We start from the raw sequence: 22,212 nt of genomic DNA, 5'->3' as shown, positions 1-22,212 counted from the left end.
TTTAGTCCTCCCTTTCGTAGTAATGCATGAAAATCTCCTCAAGATCAGGTTCCTCAACCCAGATGTTTGCAATTTCGATTTCGGCTATTTTTTTCATGATTGAGTTGATATTGCCCCTGAATAAAAAGCTGATCGTGCTGCCGTCCTTTTCGAGCTGGTTCACTCCCTCGACATTGAAGTGCTCCATCCCTATTTCCGATTTGGTTTCGACTTTAAATTTCTTGTACGTATTTTCTTTCAGCGTGCTGATTTTTTCGACTGTAACAATCCGGCCATCCTTGATAATTGCCACCCTGTCGCACAACCTCTGCACCTCACTTAAAATATGGGAGGAAAAAAGAATTGTCGCGCCCTTCTTATTCTCTTTTTCAAGGAGGTCGAAGAACTTTTGCTGCATGAGCGGGTCGAGGCCGCTGGTCGGTTCATCAAGGATAATCAGCTTTGGTTCGTGCAGGAGCCCCTGGACGATGCCGACCTTCTTCTTGTTCCCAAGCGAAAGATCATCAATTTTCTTGGTGAGATCAAGCTCCATGATTTCAGCGAGTTCGCGGATTCTCTTTGTACAATCTTTCTTATAAAAGCTGGCAGAATACTTAAGCAGGTCGATGACTTTCATATTGTCATAGTAAAATACTTCAGAAGGCAGATAGCCGATATCCTTTTTTATTTCCGGCGCTGCGGTGATGATATCTTTGCCGAAAATGGCGGCGCTGCCGCTTGTCGGATAGATCAGCGATAACAGCGTCCGAATCGTCGTCGATTTCCCGGCACCATTCGGCCCGATGAATCCGAAAATTTCCCCTTCTTCAACATTGAAGCTGACGTTCTCAATTCCCCTGGCCTTGCCGTACATTTTAGTCAGATTCTTAATCTCAATCACGTTCATGCCAGACCCTCCCAGATACTTTTCATTCTATTTTTTATTTCAGTTCTCAAATCCTTGATTTAATTCCAGTTTGGTTCGATTTAATACCAGTTTGGGACATTTTAATTCCAGTTGGGTTCGATTTAATACCAGTTTTGGGACATTTTGATTCAAGTTTGGTTCGATTTAATACCAGTTTGGGACATTTTAATTCCAGTTGGGTTCGATTTAATACCAGTTTGGTACGTTTTAATTCCAACTGGATTCGTTTTAATACCAGTTTGGGACATTTTTAACCCCAGTGGGTTTGGATTTTGATTTTATATACGGTTAGGGCGATTTTATGAACGGTTGAACCACTTTTTTATACGGTTAGGTTAATTTTATGAACGGTTGAACCGCTTTTATTTACGGTTGGGTCTTTATTGCCAGTTAGCTATCTCGGTTACTGGTTCTTATAAAAGGACTTCCTCAGCATATCGATGTACACTTCGGCTTCTTTAAAAGCATCATTGAAGTCGTGGAGTCCTTTGTGAAGTTTTTTTGCTTTTTCTTGTTCCTGGTTGCTGAAGCCTTTGAGTGTCCACATGATAATATTGATGGTTCTTTGAATGTCCATACCTTCCTGGAACTTCGTAAGGTCGATATTTTCGAATAACCTGCCGTAGCTGGCTTCCATTAGTTCTGTGTTCGTACTGTTCATAGCCTCTTTCACTTCTTCTGAGGCTTCCATCGAGGCTGACATCATAAAGTCGAATACCTCTGGATGCCTGATCATCAGCTTGCTTTTTAAAATCATCAGGCTTTTCAGCCGCTCAAAAATGTCACGTTCGCTGAAATCCAGCTCGTTGAAGAACTCCTCCATTAATACTTCGACAAAATGGTTATATAGGAACAAGTAAAGCTCTTTTTTATTATTAAAATAATGGAATAACAGTCCTTTAGATATTTCTGCGGATTTTACGATTTCATTTGTGGATGCATTTTCATATCCCTTTTGAGCAAACTCCTTGAGAGCTGCATTCAGGATTCGTTCCTGCTTTTCTTGGTTAAGACTTAAAAATTTCGAAGACATCGCGACCTCCTTAAAAAAACATTGACCACTTCGGTCAATTCTATTGTATTCCTCATTGACCAACCCGGTCAACAAAAATCATGGTAAAACTTTCGACAAAAATAAACTGCCCTATCGCACGATAAGGCAGCTTATTTTGCACTATATTTTTCTAACCACAGCTCTCACCGGACTTCCATCCGCCTGTTCAAGCGGAAGCGGAAGGGCCGCGAGCTCGTATTCCCCTGGTTCAATCTTATCCAGTACCAATCCCTCAAGAATATGGATACCGTGTCGGTTTAATTCATGATGGGCGCTCAGTTCCTTGCTGTCCAATGGGTCGACTGACGGCAAGTCGAGTCCGAGCAGCTGTACTCCTTGCTCAGCGAGAAAAGCAGCTAATTCCGGCTCAATATGCGGAATGGATTCTGGAAAAACAGTTTTATCCTGCCAGGCGTTCGTTCTGATCAACAAACGCTTCACCCCTTGTAATTGGACACCTTCCAATTCCTTAAGGCCGATACTCGATGGCTTTTGTAATTGGATCACCAGCGCCTTCCCGATGTACAGATTAAAATCAAGCTCGATCACTCTTTTGCCGTCATTATCAAAATGGTATGGTGCATCGATATGTGTCCCGGTATGCGTGCTCATTGTCACCTGGCCAACATTTACAGAGCCGCTTTCCTCCATACCCCAGCTGACCTCATAATGAAATGGCGTATCCCCTGGCCAAACAGGGATTTTATCATTCAAAACTTGTGATATATCAATCCAATCTCCCATGATTTATCCTTCTTTCTTATTATAGCTTCGTCCTCAAGCTCCATAGTTCTGGAAAAAATCTGTGGTCAACAACCTTTTTTAAGTATGCCACACCTGCTGATCCGCCGGTTCCGGGCTTGTGGCCGATGATACGCTCCACCGTGCTCATATGGTTGAATCGCCAGAGCTGCTGCTGGCTGCCGATATCGACTAGCTTTTCAGCCAGTTCATACAGGTCCCAATATTGGTCAACGTTACGGTAAACAGTCAGCCAGGCTTCCTCGACGCTGGCATTTGGTTCATAAGGAGCAGACCAATCGCGGTTCAGCGCTGCATCATCAATTGGAAGCCCGCGCATGGCAAGAGCGCTGATGGCGGCATCATAAATCGAGCGTGCATGAAGAGCATCTTCCATTTGTTTATAAAGTTCAGCATCGTGTTTATATACAGAAAGAACATGGGCATTTTTTTGTCCAAGGGCAAATTCGATCAAGCGATTCTGGTATGATTGGAATCCTGACGAATGGCCAAGCTTATCGCGGAATTCCATATACTCAGCAGGAGTCAGCGTTGATAACACACTCCATGACTGGATCAGCTGCTGCTGGATTCTTGACACTCTTGAAAGCATTTTGAAGGATGGCTCCAGGTCGTTTTTGCGGATGCAGTCTATCGCCGCGCTCACTTCATGTAAAATCAGCTTCATCCACAGCTCGCTTGCCTGATGGATGATGATGAACAGCATTTCATCATGATGGTCAGACAATCGCTGCTGGCTCGTCAAAATTTTATCCAGCTGCAAGTAACTTCCGTAGGACATCTCTTTGGCAAAATCGGTATGAATTTCGTGTGATGTTTTTTGTTCTTCCTTCATCGGCAGACCCCTCCCTTTAAGCGACAACCTCACGCTCATTGCTGAATTTCTCGTATAATTTTTGATCCATTATTTCTTTTAATATCTGAATAGCATTCCAGACGTCCGAATAGGAAGTGTAAAGCGCTACTGGTGCTAGGCGGACGATATTTGGCGCACGGAAATCAGGCACGATTCCTTTTTCCTTAAGCGCCTTACAAATCCTTGCAGCTTCCTTGTGCTCAAGGCTGACATGGCCGCCTCGCTTGAAGTCCTCAACAGGGCTGCCAATTTTAAACCCTGCCCCATCCATTTCATGCTCAATCAAATCCATCATATAGCGGTTAATTTTCAATGATTTTTCACGGATAGTACTTATGCCCGCTTCGGCGAACATCTCCAGTGATCCAAGCAATGGCGCCAGGCTTAAGACGTGTGGGGTGCCGATCTGGTAAGCTCCGGCACTTTCAGCCGGCGTTAAAATATGCTCCATATCAAACTGTTTGTCTTTTCTTGAACCAAACCACCCAGCTAGTCCTGGCTTCGTGCCAAAATGCTTCGAGTTTACGTATAAACCGGCAACCGCACCAGGACCGCCGTTCAGATGTTTATAGCTGCACCAGTAAGCAAAATCGACTCCCCATTCTGAAAAAGAATGCGGGATAGCACCGATTGAATGGCAGCCATCGAAACCAATCAGGATTCCCCTCGAATGAGCCGCTCTCGTGAGGCGCTCCATATCAAGGATTTGCCCGCTGCGATATAAAACCGTCGGGAGCACGATCAGCGCGATTTCTTCAGTCATCGCTTCAATAATATCTTCCTCATCCAGGAACCTTCCATCCCTGCTTTTCACCCTGATGAGATGCGTATCCGGATCATATCCATGAATCCTTAGCTGACTTTGCAGCGCGTATATATCAGAAGGGAAATTCAATTCATCAGCGAGAATTTTTGTTCTTTTTCCCTCTGGCTTATAAAATGTGGCGACAAGCTGATGAAGATTAACGGTGGTGGATCCGCTTACAATTACTTCCTCTGGTGAAGCACCAACAAGTGGTGCAGTCAATTCTCCAAGTTTTTCGGATAAGTAGAACCAAGGATGCTTCCCATCCATCCAGCCATCTATGCCCAGCTCTTTCCAATCGGCCAACGATTCAAGCAATGCTTTTTCAGACCGCTTCGAAAGGAGTCCCAGCGAGTTGCCGTCGAGGTATATTGAATTTGGTTTTAAATAAAATTCTTGCCGGAAACGGGCAAGCATATCTTCACGGTCAAGCATCGCTGCGAACTCTGCAGCAGGTTTGAAAGCATAAGATTTCATCACAATCTCTCCCATCCAATTTGCAACTAGAGAAATCGTAACAAAGAACTGAAGCAAGCGTCAACAAAAGGTCTGATTATTCGAAATAAAATAAGGGACACAAAAAAACAGCCATCTTATAAAAGGCTGTTTTAGCGTGGCTAAGCAAATCGATAATAAATCAAAACAAATGTGGATAAGACGAAAATGAAGTTCAAGAAAACGAAGATGAATTGATCCGTTTTTGTCTTGTGCATTTTTATTGGCGGATTATAGAAGGACACACCTTCGATGATAAAAATAATTAAAACAACATGGATCATGAAATGACCGATTACTTCTGTAAAACCAAATAACATAGTTGTTAAGATGAAAATAGTGGTGACGACAAAACCTAATACTCTGTTAAGGATCCCCACTACAAGCAAATAACCGACGACAAACTCGACAAATGCTGCCATGACGATAAACGCGGCAGGCTCAAAACCAAATGTCGGTACATTGTGATTTGCGACGATATCTAGAGACATTGTAGGATACACCCATTTTTCAACAGCCACCCAGCACAATGAAAGTCCTGTACCTAGATATAAAAATGGAAAACCTACTTTTTCAAGTTTAGTGTTGCCAACCAGAAGCACGCCGATAATCGCGACATAAAATCCGTAATCCAGCATATAAAAGATTCCTTGATCGACAGTGACTATTATAAATAAGAAAAATAAAATTGCGGCTCCAAGCTTGGTTGCGATATGGTGCGGCACCAGCAGCAAGCCAATCGTTACCCATGCCAAGACGGTCATTAACGTAGTATCCACATGAAACTCCGGTGCAAATAGTGTTCCATTTGAGATCTGAATTATCAAGGCAGCCGCCGTACCGTACTTTAATAAATACCTGGAATACTTCCTGAAGCCCGAAAGAAAATCATCCCACTTTTTAATTAACGGCCATTCTGACGTTTTCGGTATGATTAATGTTAAAGTCGCCAGCACAATCGCTGCGACTAAAGCCAGCGCCATAAATAACGGCGATAAAATGTTTTCAATTGTTTCTTTCTGCGGTGCTACTTCTGTGAACCATTTTACGTGAGCTTGTGTATAAAAAGGTGTTAGAATAAGCCCTAACCCCAGAATGATTTGAACTATTTTTTTCATCCAAAATCCTCCTCGCAATATTAACACTATCTGTATAGTAATAATACAATGGACCCATCACCTTTTTACCGGTTAAAATTGAACTTTTTGTGAAAAAAATCACAATTACTTTAAAGACAGTCAGTATTAATATTCTTAAAACGGACTGCCTTTATACTTTTTGATTCGAAGGTTACTGGGTATATTGATAGATAAGGTCCATTTTCAAAGAAGGATGGTGAGGACAACCTATGAGACGCTTGTTATCATTTATTGTTTTTGGTGCATTGATTTATTTTGCATGGCCATTTTTTTATACTAATGAAGACATCAAAAATATAGATGACGTCAAAACTGAAATAAATTCCTTAAAGGATAACCCGGAGCTTGCCGCGGCACTTGAAGCGGTTAACAATGGAATCACTCAGCTAATATTCCAGCTTGAGAAAAAGAAAGAAGAAGTCACCGAGAATGAGCAAGGTGTTTTGCCAAAAGTGGATAAACCAGAACTTGAAACGCCCGCTGAGCAAACCTTCACGATCCACAATATTGGCATTGGGGATATGAAAACAGAAGTAGAAAAACAATTGGGCGCACCAAAACGGATATCTGTTAACGAATACGGAACAGAGTGGCATGCCTATCATGAGAACTTCCAAAATTTCATCATGGTCTCGTTCAGCAAGGACGCAAAAGTGAGTGGCTTATATACAAACCAGGATTTAATTGCTTCCCAAAACGGACTCAAATATGGCACTCCGAAAGAGACGGTGCAAAAGGCACTCGGAGAACCTCTATCCCAAATCAGAAAAGGATTGGTCTATTATCAGTTCCAGAAGGACCGGGACTATGACGTATACAATCTGGACGACAGCTATATAACGGTTTTTTATGATAAACACAAAAATAATACGGTAACGGCAATTCAGATAGTCAGCGAAAAATTGGAGGAAAGCAAGGCGGGCTTTTATACGGAAGCGAGTGAGACATTGAAGGAAGGTTTTGAATACCAGCTGTTCGACTTGACCAATGCTTCGAGGGTCATTCACGGGTTCGGCGTACTTGACTGGGACGATCAGGTTAGAGTAACTGCCCGCAAACACAGTGCTGATATGGCGGAAAACTCGTATTTCAGCCACACGAATCCTGAAGGACAGTCGCCTTTTGACAGGATGGCTGAGGACGATATTGCTTTTTCCGTCGCGGGAGAGAATCTTGCATACGGACAATTCAGCAGCATCTTCGCCCACGAAGGGTTAATGAATTCGCTCGGACACCGTGAAAATATCCTGAAACCAGACTTCAAGCTACTCGGCGTCGGCGTCGCATTCGGACAGAAGCATGAGCCTTATTTTACCGAGAATTTTTATACGAAAAGGAAATTTTAAACCGAGTCAAAGCAGAAAAACTGGAAAAAACCACGAGTTTTTTCCAATTCGCTATAAAAATGATGTTTTCGCTATAAAAATCAGAAAATCGCTATAAAAAATTTGTTTTCGCTATAAAATTTTCTTTTTCGCTATAAAATCATGATTTTCGCTATAACATTGCGTTTGTTGTATAAACGGGATTAGTGGATGTCCAAAAATCATGGTTTCCTACTCACATTAACAGAAAAAAACCGCTTGATTGACTCCCAATCAAGCGGTTTTTCTATGAATTTACTTTACACGCGGGAAGCCGAAGCCTGATGCATAGTCGTCGCCTGCAGCTGCTCCTGATCCACCAAGGATGTCGTTAGCCTTTGCACGATTCTGAAGTTCCGCACGAAGCTGAGTATGGCTCATGCTTGGATTTGCTGCCCAAATCTTCGCCGCCAGTCCCGAAACGTGCGGAGTTGCCATTGAAGTACCGCTGATTGTATTATACGATCCGTCAAACCAGGTTGATTCGATTGCTCTTCCTGGTGCAGACAGTTCTACATCGCGCTCCTGGATGACATAGTCACCATCTGTAGCTGGATTTCCACGGGATGAGAAGTCAGCGACACGGTATGTACCGTTTTCCTGAACATTTTCAAGGGCTGCTACTGCTACTGCATTTACAAGCGCACCTGGATAACCGATTGTATCCGCACCAGGACCGCTGTTTCCAGCTGCCGCCACTACGAGGACACCTTTTCCATATGCATAGTCGACAGCGTCAGCAATCAATGTACTTTTGCTGCTGGATCCAAGTGACATCGAAATTACCACTTTCGAACCTGTACGGACAGCTTCATCTGCAGCATGCTGGATTGCGCCTGCGATATCATCTGAATAGCCTGATCCCTGATCATTTAGTACTTTGTAAGCCCAAAGGTCGGCTTCAGGAGCCACCCCGTAAATACCAAGGCCAGTTCCTCCGTGAGCTAGCACCGTTCCGGCAACATGAGTTCCATGTCCGTTCTTATCTGTACAAGAACCATTTACAAGCGGAGTTCTGCGATTTGTGAAATCCTTACATTGTTCATCGCTTCCAGCTAAATCGGTATGGTTGACATTAACCCCTGTATCGAGCACCGCCACTTTGATTCCGCTTCCGCCAGATGTGGACTGAATGCTGCTGTCATTATAGATTGCTTCCATTCCCCACGGTGTGCGGTCTGATGGTGCCGCCATGGCTCCTGTGCTTGGCTTGGCTTCCAGCTTTACCTGGGAAACAGTTTCTACATCAAGGTTCTTATTATTTAGTAATGCCTGATATTGCTTCGCGTTAACCGTAGTTGTAAAACCATTTGTACCAAAATCCCATCTCGCTCCGTATTGATCCTTTGCCTTCGCTTTTTCAGCTGTTGGACCCTGGATTAGCACCCGGTATGAATCCTGTGCTTCAGGTGCCTGACCAAATGCCCCGGCGGTGAACATAGATAAACCCATTGTCATGCTTAATAGTGCGGCTCCTAGTACTTTCTTCTTTTTCATTTAACCACTCCTCTGCATTGTATGGTGTTGCTGGTTTTACAGAATCTATTATATTTAAAATTTTCTGATAATAACAATATGCTAAACTATTCATTTTTGAGGCTTTAGAATCAGTACAAACCGCACATTTACCTAAAAGTCACATGCAAAAAGAACTATTTTAAAATTTTCCCAATATCCAAAGCACCAAAAAGAGTGACCATTTATTTACAGGTCACTCTTTCTTCATTGGGAATATTAGTAAAAACAGCACTTGATTTTAATAGATTTTAAATGAAAAGCAGCAAGCTGATTGCCATTACTGCCATCCCAGCGATCAATCCATAAATGGCTAAATGCGATTCATCATATCTTTTAGCTGCCGGCAGCAATTCATCAAGTGAAATGAACACCATGATTCCGGCCACAGCTGCGAAAATGACGCCGAACATAATGTCATTCAGGAACGGCATCAAGAATAAGTAGGCAACAAGAGCCCCAATCGGCTCGGATAATCCTGACAAGAACGATAGTTTAAAAGCCTTTTTCTTGTCGCCAGTTGCAAAATAGACCGGTACGGATACAGCAATTCCCTCTGGAATGTTGTGGATGGCGATTGCGATGGCAATTGCAACGCCCAATGCCGGATCCTGGATTGCTGAGGTGAAGGTAGCGATTCCTTCTGGAAAATTGTGAATCCCGATGGCAAGCGCAGTGAATGTACCCATTTTTAATAAGGCAGCATCTTGCGTCACTTTGGCTGGCTGGTTCATATCCTCGACTTTTTTAAGCTCATGAGGATTGCTCTGTTTTGGGATGAACTTATCGATTAGGGCGATTAATAGTATTCCTGCGAAAAAACCTCCGACTGTTGCCCAGTTCCCTAACTGAACCCCCATCGCTGACACCAGCGCATCCTTTGCTTTAACAAAAATTTCGATCATGGATACATATATCATGACCCCCGCGGAAAACCCGAGTGCGATGGAAAGGAATTTTGTATTAGTAGTTGATGTAAAAAAGGCCAAAACACTGCCAATCCCTGTAGCAAGGCCGGCAAATAACGTCAATCCAAATGCAAATAGAATTTCATCTGCCATTTTCATTCTCCTTTGTCGAAAACATTTTTTATTGTTGTCCACCACCGAAAAAGTTTCCTTAGGTAAACTTTTAGGGTGTAGCAAATCGTCTTTTTTAAATATATGCACTCATCTATAAAAAGTTTCCTTTGGTAAACATTTTATCCTAAAGGAAACTTAAACTGCAACATATTAATTTCTAAGCCAAAAAACCTCTGGCGGGATGCAGGCCTCTGAAAAAGTCCTAAGGGATTGCTTTGTTAAATAGGCCGGTTGATTTCCACTCCAGGATGCTTCGCTTTTCGCGGGGCGTGCGGTGAGCCTCCTCAGCGCTAACGCGCCTGCGGGTCTCACCTGTCCCGCTGATCCCGCAGGAGTCTCGCACCTTCAGTTCCAATCAACCTAGTGCTGTTAAACCAGTAACCTTAATCAAACTGCCAAAAAGGCCAGTCCCTGATTTTTTTATTATTTTGATATTGAAAAGTGCAAACGTTGCCCGTTTAGGGAGGGATATAAAACTGATGGCGCAACAATAGAGGACCAAAAACAAGAAAAAGCCAGTTCAATCCACAAAAATATGGAATTGAACCGGCTTTTTCTTGTTTTGATTTTGAAAACCTAAAAAATCGGCAGATTATCAGTGGCCTCGCATTGCAGAGAGGCTTTTGGTTGAACTATAGGTAACTCTTAATATCGTATTCGGACTTTTTCTCCTCCAGCCAGTTTGGGTATTCAGCCTGGATTTTTTCATCAAACAAATGCTCTTTGATTTCATCCTTGTGGACCTCAAATGTGGCGTCTTTGGCGGCTTTTTTGTCTGTTACTTTTATGATATGGTAGCCAAAAACTGTTTTTACTGGGTTGCTGACCGTATTGATCTCCATTTCGAATGCCGCCTTTTCAAATTCCTCAGCCATTTCACCTTTTGTAAAATAACCTAAGTCTCCGCCATCGGCCGCGTTGCTTGTGTCTGTGGAATATTTCTTTGCCAGTTCTGCAAAATCCTTGCCGCTATCTATCTCTTCCTTCACTTTCTTTGCAGTTGCCTCATCTTCGACCAAGATATGGCTTGCCTTGACTTGCTCCTTTTCGTCAAAGGAGTCTTTGTTTTCTTCAAAATACGTTTTCATTTCCTCATCCGTAATGGAGATATCTGGCTCGATCAATTTTTCCGCCAGGAGGTAAAATTCTATGTCCTCCCTGATTTTTCCCATTGAAACATTGTTTTGCTCTAGTGCTGAAGTGAAGGCTTCTTCCCCGCCATATGATTCCTGCAATTTAGTAAGCTCTTCATCAATTTCGTTGCCTGTCACCTTCACTTTTTCTTTTTTCGCTTCCATTTCAATCATTTTATTGGTGACCAGCGAATCTAACGTGTCTTTTCCGTAAAGGTCAGTCAGCTTGGAATATAATTCTTCCTTGCTTATTTCCTCACCGTTGATGCTTGCTGTTGTATCTTTTTTCGAAAAAGCCAGTGTAAGAACTAGTGTGAGGCCAAGCAGGACTACTACGGCAACCGTGGTAATTTTATTTTTTTTTATATAGTTAAGCATTTTTCCCCTCCATTAATCTGGATTGGAAGCAGTTAACGTGACTTGTACAGTCATCTGCTTGCCATCACGGTATATTTTAATTTCGGCTTTGTCACCGGTCTTTAATTTTGTATACATGTATCTTCTTAAATCACTCGAATTCTCCACTTTTTCCTCATTAATCGCGACAATGACATCCTGCTCCTGAAGTCCTGCTTTAGCTGCAGCGGAATCTGCAGCAACGGAGGTCACCATCGTGCCGGATTCTACGTCATCCGGGAGGTTTTCAAGATACATTTCGGGAATTTGCGCCAAATCCGCAAGACTGACTCCCAAGTGTGGACGGTCAACTTTTCCTTTCTCGATCAATTGTCTGACAATCGGAAGAACATCCTTGCTCGGGATTGCAAAACCGAGTCCTTCCACCCCGTTCTGCGATATCTTCAAGCTGTTAATACCAATCACTTTACCCTCTGTATTAATCAACGCGCCGCCGCTGTTCCCAGGATTGATCGCCGCATCCGTCTGGATAACATTCATTTCCCATTCTCCAGCCGAAGTTGGCACGGAGATCGAACGGTCTACGGCACTGACGATTCCCTGGGTGACAGTCCGTGATAAATCAAGTCCAAGCGGATTTCCAATCGCAAGTACTTGGTCTCCAGGCCTCAATACAGATGAATCACCGAAATCAATGATATCAGTGGCTTTTTCAGCAATGATTTTTATAACTGCCAAATCAGTCAATGCATCTGCGCCGACTACTTCTGCTTCAACTTTTTCCCCGTTGTACAGTGACACCTCGACCTTGGCAGCCCCTTCAATTACATGGTTGTTAGTGACAATATAGGCACTGCCTCCTGATTTCTTAAAAATCACTCCTGAGCCCGAGCCGCCTTCCACGCTTCCCTGGCTTCTAGAAAACGGGTTGTTTTGCTGCTGAATATTGGTGATGCCGACAATGGATTTTGATGAAGCTTCGATTATGTCGGCAATGGACCCTGTATTCTTTGCGGAAGTCGGCGTCGTTACGATTTTGGAATTGCTGATTTCTTCAACTTGCCCGGTGGGAGATTGTACATGGCTTTGCTGGTAAGCATCTGTAAAATTCACAGCCGCAAGTGTAATCGCCGATCCGACTACCCCCGCCATAACAGTTGATAAAACGCTTTTAAATCTATTTGTTTTCTGTACCGGCTCAACCTCCTGATACCGGGAACGCTGCTCATACTCATTCATGATTATTCCTCCTCATTTCTTCATCCTGCTAACTTGTCTTCATCTTAACCAGAAAATATGAACAAATTATTAACAAACTGCGGCGAGGATTTTAAAAAATGAGGAAGATTTTTCAATAATTCGCAGTGAATTGGCTGTCACCTAGTGGAAAATTCAGTTGCATTGCCGCTAAACAATTCAGCTGGAAAAAACGGCTTATTTTTTCCAATTCGCAAAATTCACCACTATTTTCGCAAAATAAGTTGATCATTTCGCAAGATTCAAGCCTTTTTCCGCAAAATAAGTTGATCATTTTGCAAGATTCTAACCTTTTTTCGAAAAAAAGGTTGATCATTTTGCAAGGTTCTAACCTTTTTTCGCAAAATTAAACCAGTAAGGACTAGTTTCTTCTTTTTAAAACACAGAAAATAAAAAGCTGCAGACAAATTTGCCTGCAGCTTCATTATAAACCTATTATTAAATCTCAATATTTTTGATTAAATTGGCCATTTCAATCGCTGCTGCTGCAGCTTCCCAGCCTTTATTGCCAGCTTTTGTTCCAGCCCGCTCGATTGCCTGTTCAATAGTGTCTGTAGTCAGAACGCCAAAAATAACTGGAACTCCTGTGTTCAAGGCTGTGGAAGAAACGCCCTTTGCTGTTTCATTGCAAACATAATCAAAGTGCGGAGTGGAGCCGCGGATGACAGTTCCTAATGTGATGACCGCGTCATATTTATTGCTTTTGGCCATTTTCTGCGCAATCAATGGGATTTCGAATGCACCAGGAACCCACGCTACATCAACATTTCCTTCTTCAACTCCGTGCCTTTTCAATGCGTCCTGTGCACCGCCCAATAGTTTGCTTGTTATAAATTCGTTAAATCGGCCGACCACGATTCCAATTTTAAGTCCTGTCCCAACTAAATTACCTTCGAATGTTCTGTTCATGTCTATTCCTCCATTTTAATTAAGTAACAGATTTTCAAGCATTTTCATTCTAATTAAAATTTAAGTAAATGCCCCAGCTTGCTGTGCTTTGTTTTTAAGTAATGTTCATTTTCTTCCCTTGTTGGCATCTGGATTGGCACCCGGTCGACTACTTCCAGGTCATATCCTTTCAGCCCTTTGATTTTCCTTGGGTTATTGGTCAGCAGTTTTATTTGTTTTATTCCTAAGTCTTTTAAGATTTGTGCGCCGATTCCATACTCTCGCAAATCAGGACCAAATCCGAGCTTTTCATTGGCCTCAACAGTATCATAGCCCTCTTCCTGCAGCTTATATGCTCTCAGCTTGTTCATGAGGCCAATGCCTCTGCCCTCCTGGCGCATATACAGGAGAACGCCGCGTCCTTCTTGATTGATCTGGCTTAATGCAGCATGCAGCTGCGGACCGCAGTCACAGCGGTAAGAACCAAACACATCCCCGGTCAGGCATTCTGAGTGCACCCTGACAAGCACGGGCTCATCTGGATTGATTTCTCCTTTCACCAAGGCAATATGTTCTTTGTCGTCGACTACATTCGAATAGCCGACTGCTTTGAAAATACCAAACTCGGTCGGAAGGTTGATTTCGACCTCTCTTTTGATCAGCTGATCCTTCCTGTTGCGGTATTGGATCAAATCTTTGATCGTGATCATTTTTAATTCGAACTGGTCTGCTATTTTCCTCAGCTGAGGTACGCGTGCCATCGTGCCATCTTCATTCATGATTTCGCAGATGACTCCAGCCGGCTTTGCTCCGCATAATTTTGCCAGATCAACCGCGGCCTCTGTATGGCCAGCCCTTCTCAATACCCCGCCTTTTTTGGCAACCAGCGGGAAGATGTGGCCTGGCCTTTTAAAATCGGCAGCCTTTGATTCAGGATCAAGCATGCTTAATACGGTTGCCGACCGTTCAAAAGCTGAAATTCCGGTAGTCGAGAATTTATGGTCAATGCTGACTGTAAAAGCTGTTCCGTGGGGATCTGTGTTGCGTGAAACCATTGGCATCAAATCGAGTTTCTGCGCTAAATCCATTTCTACCGGAACACAGATCAAACCTCGGCCATGAGTGGCCATGAAATTAATGACATCAGGTGTTGCCTTTTCTGCCAGTGCAATAAAATCCCCTTCATTTTCCCGGTCCTCATCATCACAAACAATGACTACTTTTCCCTGCATGAGTTCATAAATGGCTTCTTCGATTGGGTCAAACATCTTCATCATCCTCACATAAACCCATTATCCTCTAAAAATTGGGTTGTAATATTATTGCCTCGTTTGGGTCCTGACTTTGACTGGTTATTCAAAAAATGCCCTACATACTTCCCGATCATGTCACACTCAACGTTGACAATATCGCCTGTTTCTTTAAAACCTAATACTGTTTCCGATAAAGTATGGGGAATAAGCGACAGTGTAAAGCTGTCTTCCGAAATTCCAAACACAGTCAGGCTCGTACCATCAACTGCCACCGAACCTTTTAAAATGATATATTTAAGCAATTCAGCGTCCGCTTCAATTTCATAGTAAACGGCATTTTCAAATTGTTTCTTCCCTTTGATGACTCCGATTCCATCGACATGGCCTGCAACAAAATGGCCGCCGAACCGGCCGCCCGCAGCCATTGCCCTTTCAAGATTCACCCTGGAACCTCGTTTGACTGTTTTCAAACTCGTTGCCTTGACCGTTTCAGGCATGACATCGACTGTAAAACGATGACTCGAAAATGAAGTTACTGTGAGACATACTCCGTTTACGGCAATACTGTCTCCCAGACGGACGTCAGTTAAAACCTTTTTAGCATCAATGCTCAGGACAAACGACTCACCTGTATGCTGGATATTCGCTACAGAGCCGATTTCTTCAATAATCCCTGTGAACATACAAACCTCCTTTTAGACAGGCTCAGCAATAATCCTGATGTCCTGCCCGATTTGTTTTACTTCTATTATTTCTAATGAAACCGTATCCTCCAGATGGGCTATTCCCTCTCCACCGAATGAGGACGGAGCTGATTTCCCACCGAGCAATTTTGGAGCAATGTATGTGATTACTTGCTGGAAAGCTCTTTCTGTTAAAAAACTGCCGTGAACCTCAGCCCCGCCCTCAACATAGACAGAAGTGATTCCTCGTTCAGCTAATTTTGTCAGCATGTCAGGAATCATTATTTTCGAAGTTTCCAGCGTTAAAATCTCAATTCCTCTATCTGTAAATTGCTTTGCGGTAGCTGGTTCTGCGTCCGCTCCTGTCACGATGATCGTTTGAGCAAGTGTATCATTGATAACCCTTGAATCAACGGGGGTGCGAAGGCTGGTATCAAGAATTACTCTGACGGGATTTTTGCCGCCAGCTTCCAGCCTTGTCGTCAGGCTCGGATTGTCCTTGATGACTGTGTTGACTCCCACTAAAATCGCGTCATGTGTATGGCGGAAATGGTGGACATCCTTCCTTGCCTCTTCACTTGTAATCCACTGACTTTCCCCCGCCGCTGTGGCAATCTTGCCGTCAAGGCTGATCGCTGATTTCAGCGTTACAAATGGCAGCCCTCTGTTTATGTAGTGAAAAAAAACTTTATTCAGTTCAGTTGCTTCTGCCTCCATCAAACCAACTTCAACTTCAATTCCTGCTTCACGCATCTTTCTAATTCCAGTTCCGCCAACTAACGGATTTGGATCTGTCGAGGCGACGAAAACTTTCTTGATTCCTGACTCAATGACTAAATTTGAACATGGGGGTGTTTTTCCAAAATGGCTGCATGGCTCAAGTGTGACATACAGCGTAGCATTACCAGCCTTTTCCCCCGCCATACGGATTGCATGAACCTCTGCATGCGGCTCACCAGCTTTCAAATGCGCACCGATGCCGACAATCTGGTTCTCTTTTACAAGGACTGCCCCTACATGTGGATTAGGAGAAGTCTGTCCTGTTGTTGCTTTCGCAAGGTTAATAGCCAGCGCCATATACTCCACATCATTCATCCAATACCCCTCCCTAAATACAAAAAAATCAAAAAAGACCCCGAAACAGAATCGCTTCGGGGTCCTAAAAAAGGCAACATCAAACTAAAGGGTTAAAAAAGGGCATACTCATCCCTAAGTTTTAATCCTCGTTTTTTTCCTTCTCCCATCCAGACTTTAACTGTCGGCCCTGGAGTTTCACCAGATCCACCGTTTAACAAATGTTAACCGGGTCACGGACTAAGAAGCAATTGCTTCATCACCGCCGGTTGGGAATTTCACCCGACCCCGAAGGAATTTATTAAATTAATGTCATTATACAGAACATTTTTGTTAAATACTAATTATTGTTCCTGCCTATTTTTTCATCAATTTCTCTATCGTGGTCAACAATTCATCTATGACTTCATTATCGCCATCTTGAATCCGCTCAACGATGCATGATTTCATATGGCCTTCCAGCAGCAGTTTGGCTACGCTGTTCAATGCTGCCTGCGTGGCTGAAATTTGAGTAATAACATCGTCGCAATACGTATCTTTTTCAATCAGGCCTTTAATGCCGCGAATCTGCCCCTCGATCCGGTTCAATCTTGTAACGAGATTTTTTTTCGTCTTTTCAGAGTGATGGCTTTTTCGTTCAGATGAACAGCAGCTATCTTCACATCCAGACAGGTCAGTTCCAGTTTCGAGTATATCCAATCCACTAACCCCCTTTATACGTTCCTCTTTATTTTATCATACCCCCATACAGTACTTCTCATAAAATCCTTTCGGAAAGAAAAAAAGAAAACACCCCACTAAATGGAGGTGTTCAGTCCAAAGATTATATTTGCCTGTTCTCTCGATCAGACTGGGAGAATAAAATAAGTTCCCTTGACATACCGGCTGAGAAAAGACATCCAGCCAGAACCGCCAATGATCCGTAAAGAGGGTCTGTTACCTTTGAAAAAATTAGTTGGACGTAGAAGTAAAATCCTGCTCCGATGGCTACAATGAGTAAAGCATTTAACACGAATCGGTACATTTTTTTCCCTCCTGAACCTTATATTAATTTAAACATTATCATAGACTTTAATAGTTGTTTATTGGGAAAATTCTTGTCGAAATCGATAGAGAATTGAAAGGGATGAAGTATGAATTGAAGCAAAAATCCACAGTAATCATCATTTTTATCCTCGTCATTATGTTAGCCATAATTCCGTTTTTTCAAACGGAGGAGCCACCTGCCCAGGCATTTGAGCCTAGCGGAAATCTATCAGATGAAATTAATGAGCTTTTACTTAATGATCCATTGCTCAAAGGTTCATTGGCAGGAGTTAGTGTCAGGTCTGCAGAGGATGGCGAACTGCTATACGAGCATATCGGGGATACTCGCTTGCAGCCTGCTTCTGTATTGAAGCTGTTTACCGCAGCGGCGGGACTCTCTGTACTAGGAAAAGATTATCGGTTTACTACGGCAGTTTTGGCAGATGGAAAAATGACCGATGGCACTCTTGAAGGCAACCTTATCTTAAAAGGTAAAGGAGACCCAACACTTATCCCCGCCGATTTCGACCGATTTGCTGAAGCCATCAAGGAACAGGGCATCCAAAGAATTACTGGTGATTTAATTGCAGATGATAGCTGGTACGATGATGTCCGTTATTCAGAGGATTTAACCTGGAATGACGAGCATCAATATTATGGTTCGCAAATTTCCGCGCTTACTGCGGCACCTAATAAGGATTACGATGCCGGCACCGTCATTGTCAATATTCTTCCAGGGAAGATAGGGAGTGAAGGCAACATTTCGCTTGAGCCAGATACAGATTTTTTAGATATTATCAATCAAACTCAAACAGTTGATGCAAATGGAGAACTTGACATCAATATCGAACGTGAGCATGGCACGAATACTATTTATATAAAAGGAACCATACCGGCAGATTCCAAGAAAACAAGAGAATGGATATCGATTTGGGAACCTTCCCTTTTCGCAATAAGCCTATTCAAAATGTCACTAGAAAAAGAGGGGATAACAGTTGTTGGGAAAATAAAGGCTGGTACCTCTACAAAAGGGATGAAAGAATTAATTTCTCATAAATCAATGGCATTGTCGGAACTCATGGTGCCATTTATGAAGCTCAGCAATAACGGACATGCAGAGGTGCTCGTGAAGGAAATGGGCCAAGTCGTCCACGGCGAAGGCAGCTGGGAAAAAGGACTTGAGGCCATGAATTCTGAATTGGCAAAGCTGGGAGTCGACATTGACCAGCTTGTGCTTCGGGACGGATCTGGAATATCCCATTCTAACTTGATTCCAGCTAATGAAATCACCGGCCTCCTCTACCAAGTCCAAAAGGAAAAATGGTTCCCAGCTTTTCACCATTCACTGCCAGTCGCCGGAGTAAGCGACAGGATGGTTGGAGGAACGCTGCGCAACAGGATGAAGGAGGAGCCACTGAAGGAAAACGTAATAGCCAAAACCGGCTCGCTTACAGGGGTCAGCACTCTAGCGGGATATGTAAAAACAAGCTCGGGTAAGCCGCTAATCTTTGCTGTCCTCTTGAACAACCTGCTAGATGATACACAAGGCAGAAAAATTGAAAATCAGATTGCAGATATCCTGGCAAGACAGCCCTAAATGATAAAAAGCTGTGCAGAATGAGAATCTGCACAGCTTTTTTAGCCTGATAATCAGGATATTCCGGAAATTTTATATTCACTCCGGAAACCTTATCTTTCATTCCAGAAAATTTCAAGATATTCCAGAAACCATTATTCGATATTTTTGATTCATATTGCTAAACCCATTTTACTTCGCAAAACGGTGATTGCCGATTGTCACTGTTACTTCTCTTGAGAATACCCATTTGCTGATTGCCGTTTTTGGATTGAAAAAGAATAATGACCCTTTCCCTTGTCCTTTGAAGGCAAGAGCTTCTTTTACTGCCTTCTTTGACTCAGCATCTGCCGGCTTGTTGATTGCCCCGTTTTTAACGGGTGTAAACGCGTAATAGCCGTTAGCCTTTTCGTAAATAACACCTCTGACTGAATTAGGAAAATCAGGGCTAGCTACTCTATTCAAGACAACAGTCGCAACTGCAACTTTCCCTGCATATGGCTCACCTTTTGCCTCAGCATGAACAAGGCGGGCAAGCAAATCCTGATCTGCAGCAGATACTGCTGAAGCAGGGATGGTCAACTTTTGTCCTGGATATAGTAGATTGCTAGTTTTATTGTTTGCATTTTTCAGTTCAATTAAAGATACCCCGTATTTGTTAGCGATTCCCCAGTAAGTTTCTCCTCTATTTACCTGATGTGTTGCAGCTTCAGCAGCTCCATTCATTGTAAATAATGATAAGGACACCATTGCTGTTAGCGCTGCCAATCTCTTTTTCATTTTTCTCATTTTCCATACCTCCCAAAGTGGTGCTTCTCTCTACTAACAAGGCTAGCAGTTGTAACATAGTTATTCATCGTCCAATAAGTGCCATTAAGACTCGTAATCTATCAGCCTTTGACACGGCTTGGATTATGTTAAACCTAGAAGTTTATTCCAACATCAATTATCTTCCTCATCTATCCAGCACTAACATTTTTCGGCTCGAATTTTACAGAGATTACAGGTATGTAACTCGGACTTTTTTTAAAATTCTTTTCTAAAATACGGACAGCGTTATACACAGGATTATTAAGGGTTAAAAACTTGTACTAATTCCTATTTTATAATAATTATAATTTAGTATTGATTTTCAATTGAAAAGTGTTATCATTTAGTTATCAGCAAAATTAATGATAAAGGCGGGTTGATGATGAGCAATAATCAAAAGCATCTTACTACAAGCTGGGGAGCACCAGTTGGGGACAACCAGAACTCCATGACGGCAGGACAAAGAGGTCCTACTTTAATTCAAGACGTACATCTTTTGGAAAAATTGGCCCACTTTAACCGTGAGCGTGTTCCAGAGCGTGTTGTGCACGCAAAAGGTGCCGGAGCTCATGGCTATTTCGAAGTGACGAATGATGTTACTGAATTCACTAAGGCTGCTTTCCTTTCAGAGATCGGCAAAAAGACTCCTCTTTTCATCCGTTTGTCAACGGTAGCCGGGGAGCTCGGATCAGCAGATACTGTCCGTGATCCGCGTGGCTTTGCAGTGAAATTTTATACAGAAGAAGGAAACTACGATATCGTCGGAAACAATACGCCTGTTTTCTTCATTCGCGATGCAATTAAGTTCCCTGATTTCATCCATACACAAAAAAGAAACCCTCAGACACACCTGAAGGATCCAAATGCAGTTTGGGATTTCTGGTCGCTATCACCTGAGGCCTTACACCAGATTACTATCCTGATGTCCGACCGCGGCATTCCTGCTACCTTACGCCATATGCATGGCTTTGGCAGCCATACGTTCAAATGGACAAATGCTGAAGGCGACGGCGTCTGGATCAAGTACCACTTCAAGACTGAACAAGGAGTCAAGAACCTTTCAGCCGATACAGCAGCAAAAATTGCCGGGGAAAATCCGGACTATCATACAGAGGATCTTTTCAACGCAATCGAAAACGGGGACTTCCCTGCCTGGAAGCTTTATGTACAAATCATGCCTCTTGAGGATGCGAATACGTATCGCTTTGATCCATTCGATGTAACAAAGGTATGGTCACAGAAGGACTATCCTTTGATTGAAGTTGGCCGAATGGTATTGAACCGCAATCCTGAAAACTACTTTGCAGAAGTGGAGCAGGCTACGTTCTCACCTGGAACACTTGTACCGGGTATTGATGTATCACCTGATAAAATGCTTCAGGGCCGTCTGTTTGCCTATGCTGACGCGCATCGTTACCGTGTAGGCGCTAACCACCAGCACCTTCCAATTAACAGGCCAAAATCAGAAGTGAACTCCTACCAGCGTGATGGCCAGATGCGTTTCGACGGCAATGGCGGCAAAGCAGTAAACTATGAGCCTAATAGTTTCGGGGGACCAACTGAAGTAACTGAACACAAGCAGGCATCCTTCCCTGTCAGCGGCGTGGCTGAAAATGTGGGCTATGATCACCATGACCACTATACTCAAGCCGGCGATTTATACCGCTTGATGAGCGAAGAAGAACGCGCCCGCCTCGTTGCAAATATAGTAGGAGCAATGAAGCCAGTCGAGCGAGATGATATCAAACTCCGCCAGATCGCCCATTTCTACAAGGCAGATCCTGAATATGGAACTCGAATTGCGCAAGGATTGGGGCTGCAGGTACCACAGGAAGTTTAATAGATTAGTTTTAGGTCACCAAGGAAGACTTGGTGACCTATTTTACGAGATTGGATGAAAACACGTCACCAATGGATGTGATTGGTGACCTAATTTCCGAGATTGCAAGAAAACTGGTCACCAATGAACCCGATTGGTGACCTAAAATCCGAGAGTGAATGAAAACAGGTCACCAATGATACAGATTGGTGACCTAAAATCTAAGAGTCAGTCAAGCCCACTATTATGTGTAAAATCATTCCTTAGGAAAATCAAGTTATACAGCTGATATATTTTTGATGTACTGGAAGGGGGGTACCCCCCTTCCAGTACATCAAAAATTTCGCTTCGCGGACC

20 protein-coding genes and 1 riboswitch are annotated in these 22,212 nt (G+C 43.1%); of the genes, 3 read left to right on the top strand and 17 right to left on the bottom strand.

Annotated features, from left to right (window positions below):
• Nucleotide 1: 1 nt before the first annotated feature.
• From M3204_RS17980 to M3204_RS17955, 6 genes are all read right to left on the bottom strand, one after another.
• Complete coding sequence (locus M3204_RS17980) at nt 2-886, bottom strand: ABC transporter ATP-binding protein (protein ID WP_251485241.1); 885 nt, start codon at nt 884-886, stop codon at nt 2-4.
• Between the two features lie 424 nt (nt 887-1,310).
• A complete protein-coding gene (locus M3204_RS17975) occupies nt 1,311-1,940 on the bottom strand; it encodes a TetR/AcrR family transcriptional regulator (RefSeq protein WP_251485238.1) in 630 nt (209 codons plus the stop codon).
• A gap of 141 nt (nt 1,941-2,081) precedes the next feature.
• Nucleotides 2,082-2,705 carry an arylformamidase gene (gene kynB / locus M3204_RS17970; RefSeq protein ID WP_251485235.1) on the bottom strand — a complete coding sequence of 208 codons (624 nt, stop codon included), beginning with the start codon at nt 2,703-2,705 and terminating at the stop codon, nt 2,082-2,084.
• Between the two features lie 19 nt (nt 2,706-2,724).
• The gene (gene kynA, locus M3204_RS17965; RefSeq protein ID WP_251485220.1) at nt 2,725-3,558 is read right to left on the bottom strand and encodes a tryptophan 2,3-dioxygenase; all 834 of its coding nucleotides are present in this window, start codon (nt 3,556-3,558) and stop codon (nt 2,725-2,727) included.
• 16 nt (nt 3,559-3,574) lie between these two features.
• Nucleotides 3,575-4,861 (bottom strand): kynureninase, encoded by a 1,287-nt coding sequence (gene kynU, locus M3204_RS17960; RefSeq protein WP_251485206.1) that lies wholly within the window; start codon nt 4,859-4,861, stop codon nt 3,575-3,577.
• A 140-nt stretch (nt 4,862-5,001) separates the two neighbouring features.
• Nucleotides 5,002-5,997, bottom strand: coding sequence for a hypothetical protein (locus tag M3204_RS17955; protein WP_251485203.1), 996 nt, complete (start codon nt 5,995-5,997; stop codon nt 5,002-5,004).
• 230 nt (nt 5,998-6,227) lie between these two features.
• Here M3204_RS17955 and M3204_RS17950 point away from each other — a divergent pair, with 230 nt between their 5' ends.
• Nucleotides 6,228-7,364 carry a CAP domain-containing protein gene (locus M3204_RS17950; protein ID WP_251485201.1) on the top strand — a complete coding sequence of 379 codons (1,137 nt, stop codon included), beginning with the start codon at nt 6,228-6,230 and terminating at the stop codon, nt 7,362-7,364.
• A gap of 273 nt (nt 7,365-7,637) precedes the next feature.
• Here M3204_RS17950 and M3204_RS17945 read toward each other — a convergent pair whose 3' ends face one another.
• From M3204_RS17945 to M3204_RS17900, 10 genes are all read right to left on the bottom strand, one after another.
• Nucleotides 7,638-8,879, bottom strand: a complete 1,242-nt coding sequence (locus M3204_RS17945) for a S8 family peptidase (RefSeq protein ID WP_251485198.1) — start codon at nt 8,877-8,879, stop codon at nt 7,638-7,640.
• A 269-nt stretch (nt 8,880-9,148) separates the two neighbouring features.
• Complete coding sequence (gene zupT, locus M3204_RS17940) at nt 9,149-9,958, bottom strand: zinc transporter ZupT (protein WP_251485195.1); 810 nt, start codon at nt 9,956-9,958, stop codon at nt 9,149-9,151.
• A gap of 653 nt (nt 9,959-10,611) precedes the next feature.
• Complete coding sequence (locus M3204_RS17935) at nt 10,612-11,490, bottom strand: peptidylprolyl isomerase (protein WP_251485192.1); 879 nt, start codon at nt 11,488-11,490, stop codon at nt 10,612-10,614.
• A gap of 12 nt (nt 11,491-11,502) precedes the next feature.
• Nucleotides 11,503-12,708 (bottom strand): S1C family serine protease, encoded by a 1,206-nt coding sequence (locus M3204_RS17930; RefSeq protein ID WP_251485188.1) that lies wholly within the window; start codon nt 12,706-12,708, stop codon nt 11,503-11,505.
• A 456-nt stretch (nt 12,709-13,164) separates the two neighbouring features.
• Nucleotides 13,165-13,635 (bottom strand): 6,7-dimethyl-8-ribityllumazine synthase, encoded by a 471-nt coding sequence (gene ribH, locus M3204_RS17925; protein WP_251485186.1) that lies wholly within the window; start codon nt 13,633-13,635, stop codon nt 13,165-13,167.
• Nucleotides 13,636-13,688: 53 nt separating this feature from the next.
• Nucleotides 13,689-14,882: a bifunctional 3,4-dihydroxy-2-butanone-4-phosphate synthase/GTP cyclohydrolase II gene (locus M3204_RS17920; protein WP_251485184.1), complete on the bottom strand. Its 1,194-nt coding sequence runs from the start codon at nt 14,880-14,882 to the stop codon at nt 13,689-13,691.
• An 11-nt stretch (nt 14,883-14,893) separates the two neighbouring features.
• Nucleotides 14,894-15,550 (bottom strand): riboflavin synthase, encoded by a 657-nt coding sequence (gene ribE / locus M3204_RS17915; protein ID WP_251485183.1) that lies wholly within the window; start codon nt 15,548-15,550, stop codon nt 14,894-14,896.
• Nucleotides 15,551-15,562: 12 nt separating this feature from the next.
• The gene (ribD, locus tag M3204_RS17910; RefSeq protein WP_251485181.1) at nt 15,563-16,645 is read right to left on the bottom strand and encodes a bifunctional diaminohydroxyphosphoribosylaminopyrimidine deaminase/5-amino-6-(5-phosphoribosylamino)uracil reductase RibD; all 1,083 of its coding nucleotides are present in this window, start codon (nt 16,643-16,645) and stop codon (nt 15,563-15,565) included.
• 133 nt (nt 16,646-16,778) lie between these two features.
• Nucleotides 16,779-16,924, bottom strand: a riboswitch (FMN riboswitch).
• Between the two features lie 57 nt (nt 16,925-16,981).
• Nucleotides 16,982-17,317 (bottom strand): metal-sensitive transcriptional regulator, encoded by a 336-nt coding sequence (locus tag M3204_RS17905; protein WP_353056053.1) that lies wholly within the window; start codon nt 17,315-17,317, stop codon nt 16,982-16,984.
• Between the two features lie 130 nt (nt 17,318-17,447).
• Nucleotides 17,448-17,648, bottom strand: coding sequence for a hypothetical protein (locus tag M3204_RS17900; protein WP_251485171.1), 201 nt, complete (start codon nt 17,646-17,648; stop codon nt 17,448-17,450).
• Nucleotides 17,649-17,762: 114 nt separating this feature from the next.
• Here M3204_RS17900 and dacB point away from each other — a divergent pair, with 114 nt between their 5' ends.
• Nucleotides 17,763-19,247 carry a D-alanyl-D-alanine carboxypeptidase/D-alanyl-D-alanine endopeptidase gene (gene dacB, locus M3204_RS17895; protein ID WP_435367735.1) on the top strand — a complete coding sequence of 495 codons (1,485 nt, stop codon included), beginning with the start codon at nt 17,763-17,765 and terminating at the stop codon, nt 19,245-19,247.
• A gap of 171 nt (nt 19,248-19,418) precedes the next feature.
• Here the strand turns inward: dacB and M3204_RS17890 are convergent, their stop codons facing one another.
• Nucleotides 19,419-20,006: a cell wall hydrolase gene (locus tag M3204_RS17890; RefSeq protein ID WP_251485524.1), complete on the bottom strand. Its 588-nt coding sequence runs from the start codon at nt 20,004-20,006 to the stop codon at nt 19,419-19,421.
• Nucleotides 20,007-20,418: 412 nt separating this feature from the next.
• Here M3204_RS17890 and katA point away from each other — a divergent pair, with 412 nt between their 5' ends.
• Entirely contained in the window at nt 20,419-21,876 is a 1,458-nt protein-coding gene (katA, locus tag M3204_RS17885) for a catalase KatA (protein WP_251485505.1), read from the top strand.
• Nucleotides 21,877-22,212: the final 336 nt, after the last annotated feature.

Source organism: Mesobacillus subterraneus, assembly GCF_023715485.1.
Lineage (GTDB): Bacteria > Bacillota > Bacilli > Bacillales > Cytobacillaceae > Mesobacillus > Mesobacillus subterraneus_B.
Note: the sequence above shows the minus strand (reverse complement) of the source record. Positions and strands in the feature narration are given on the sequence as shown.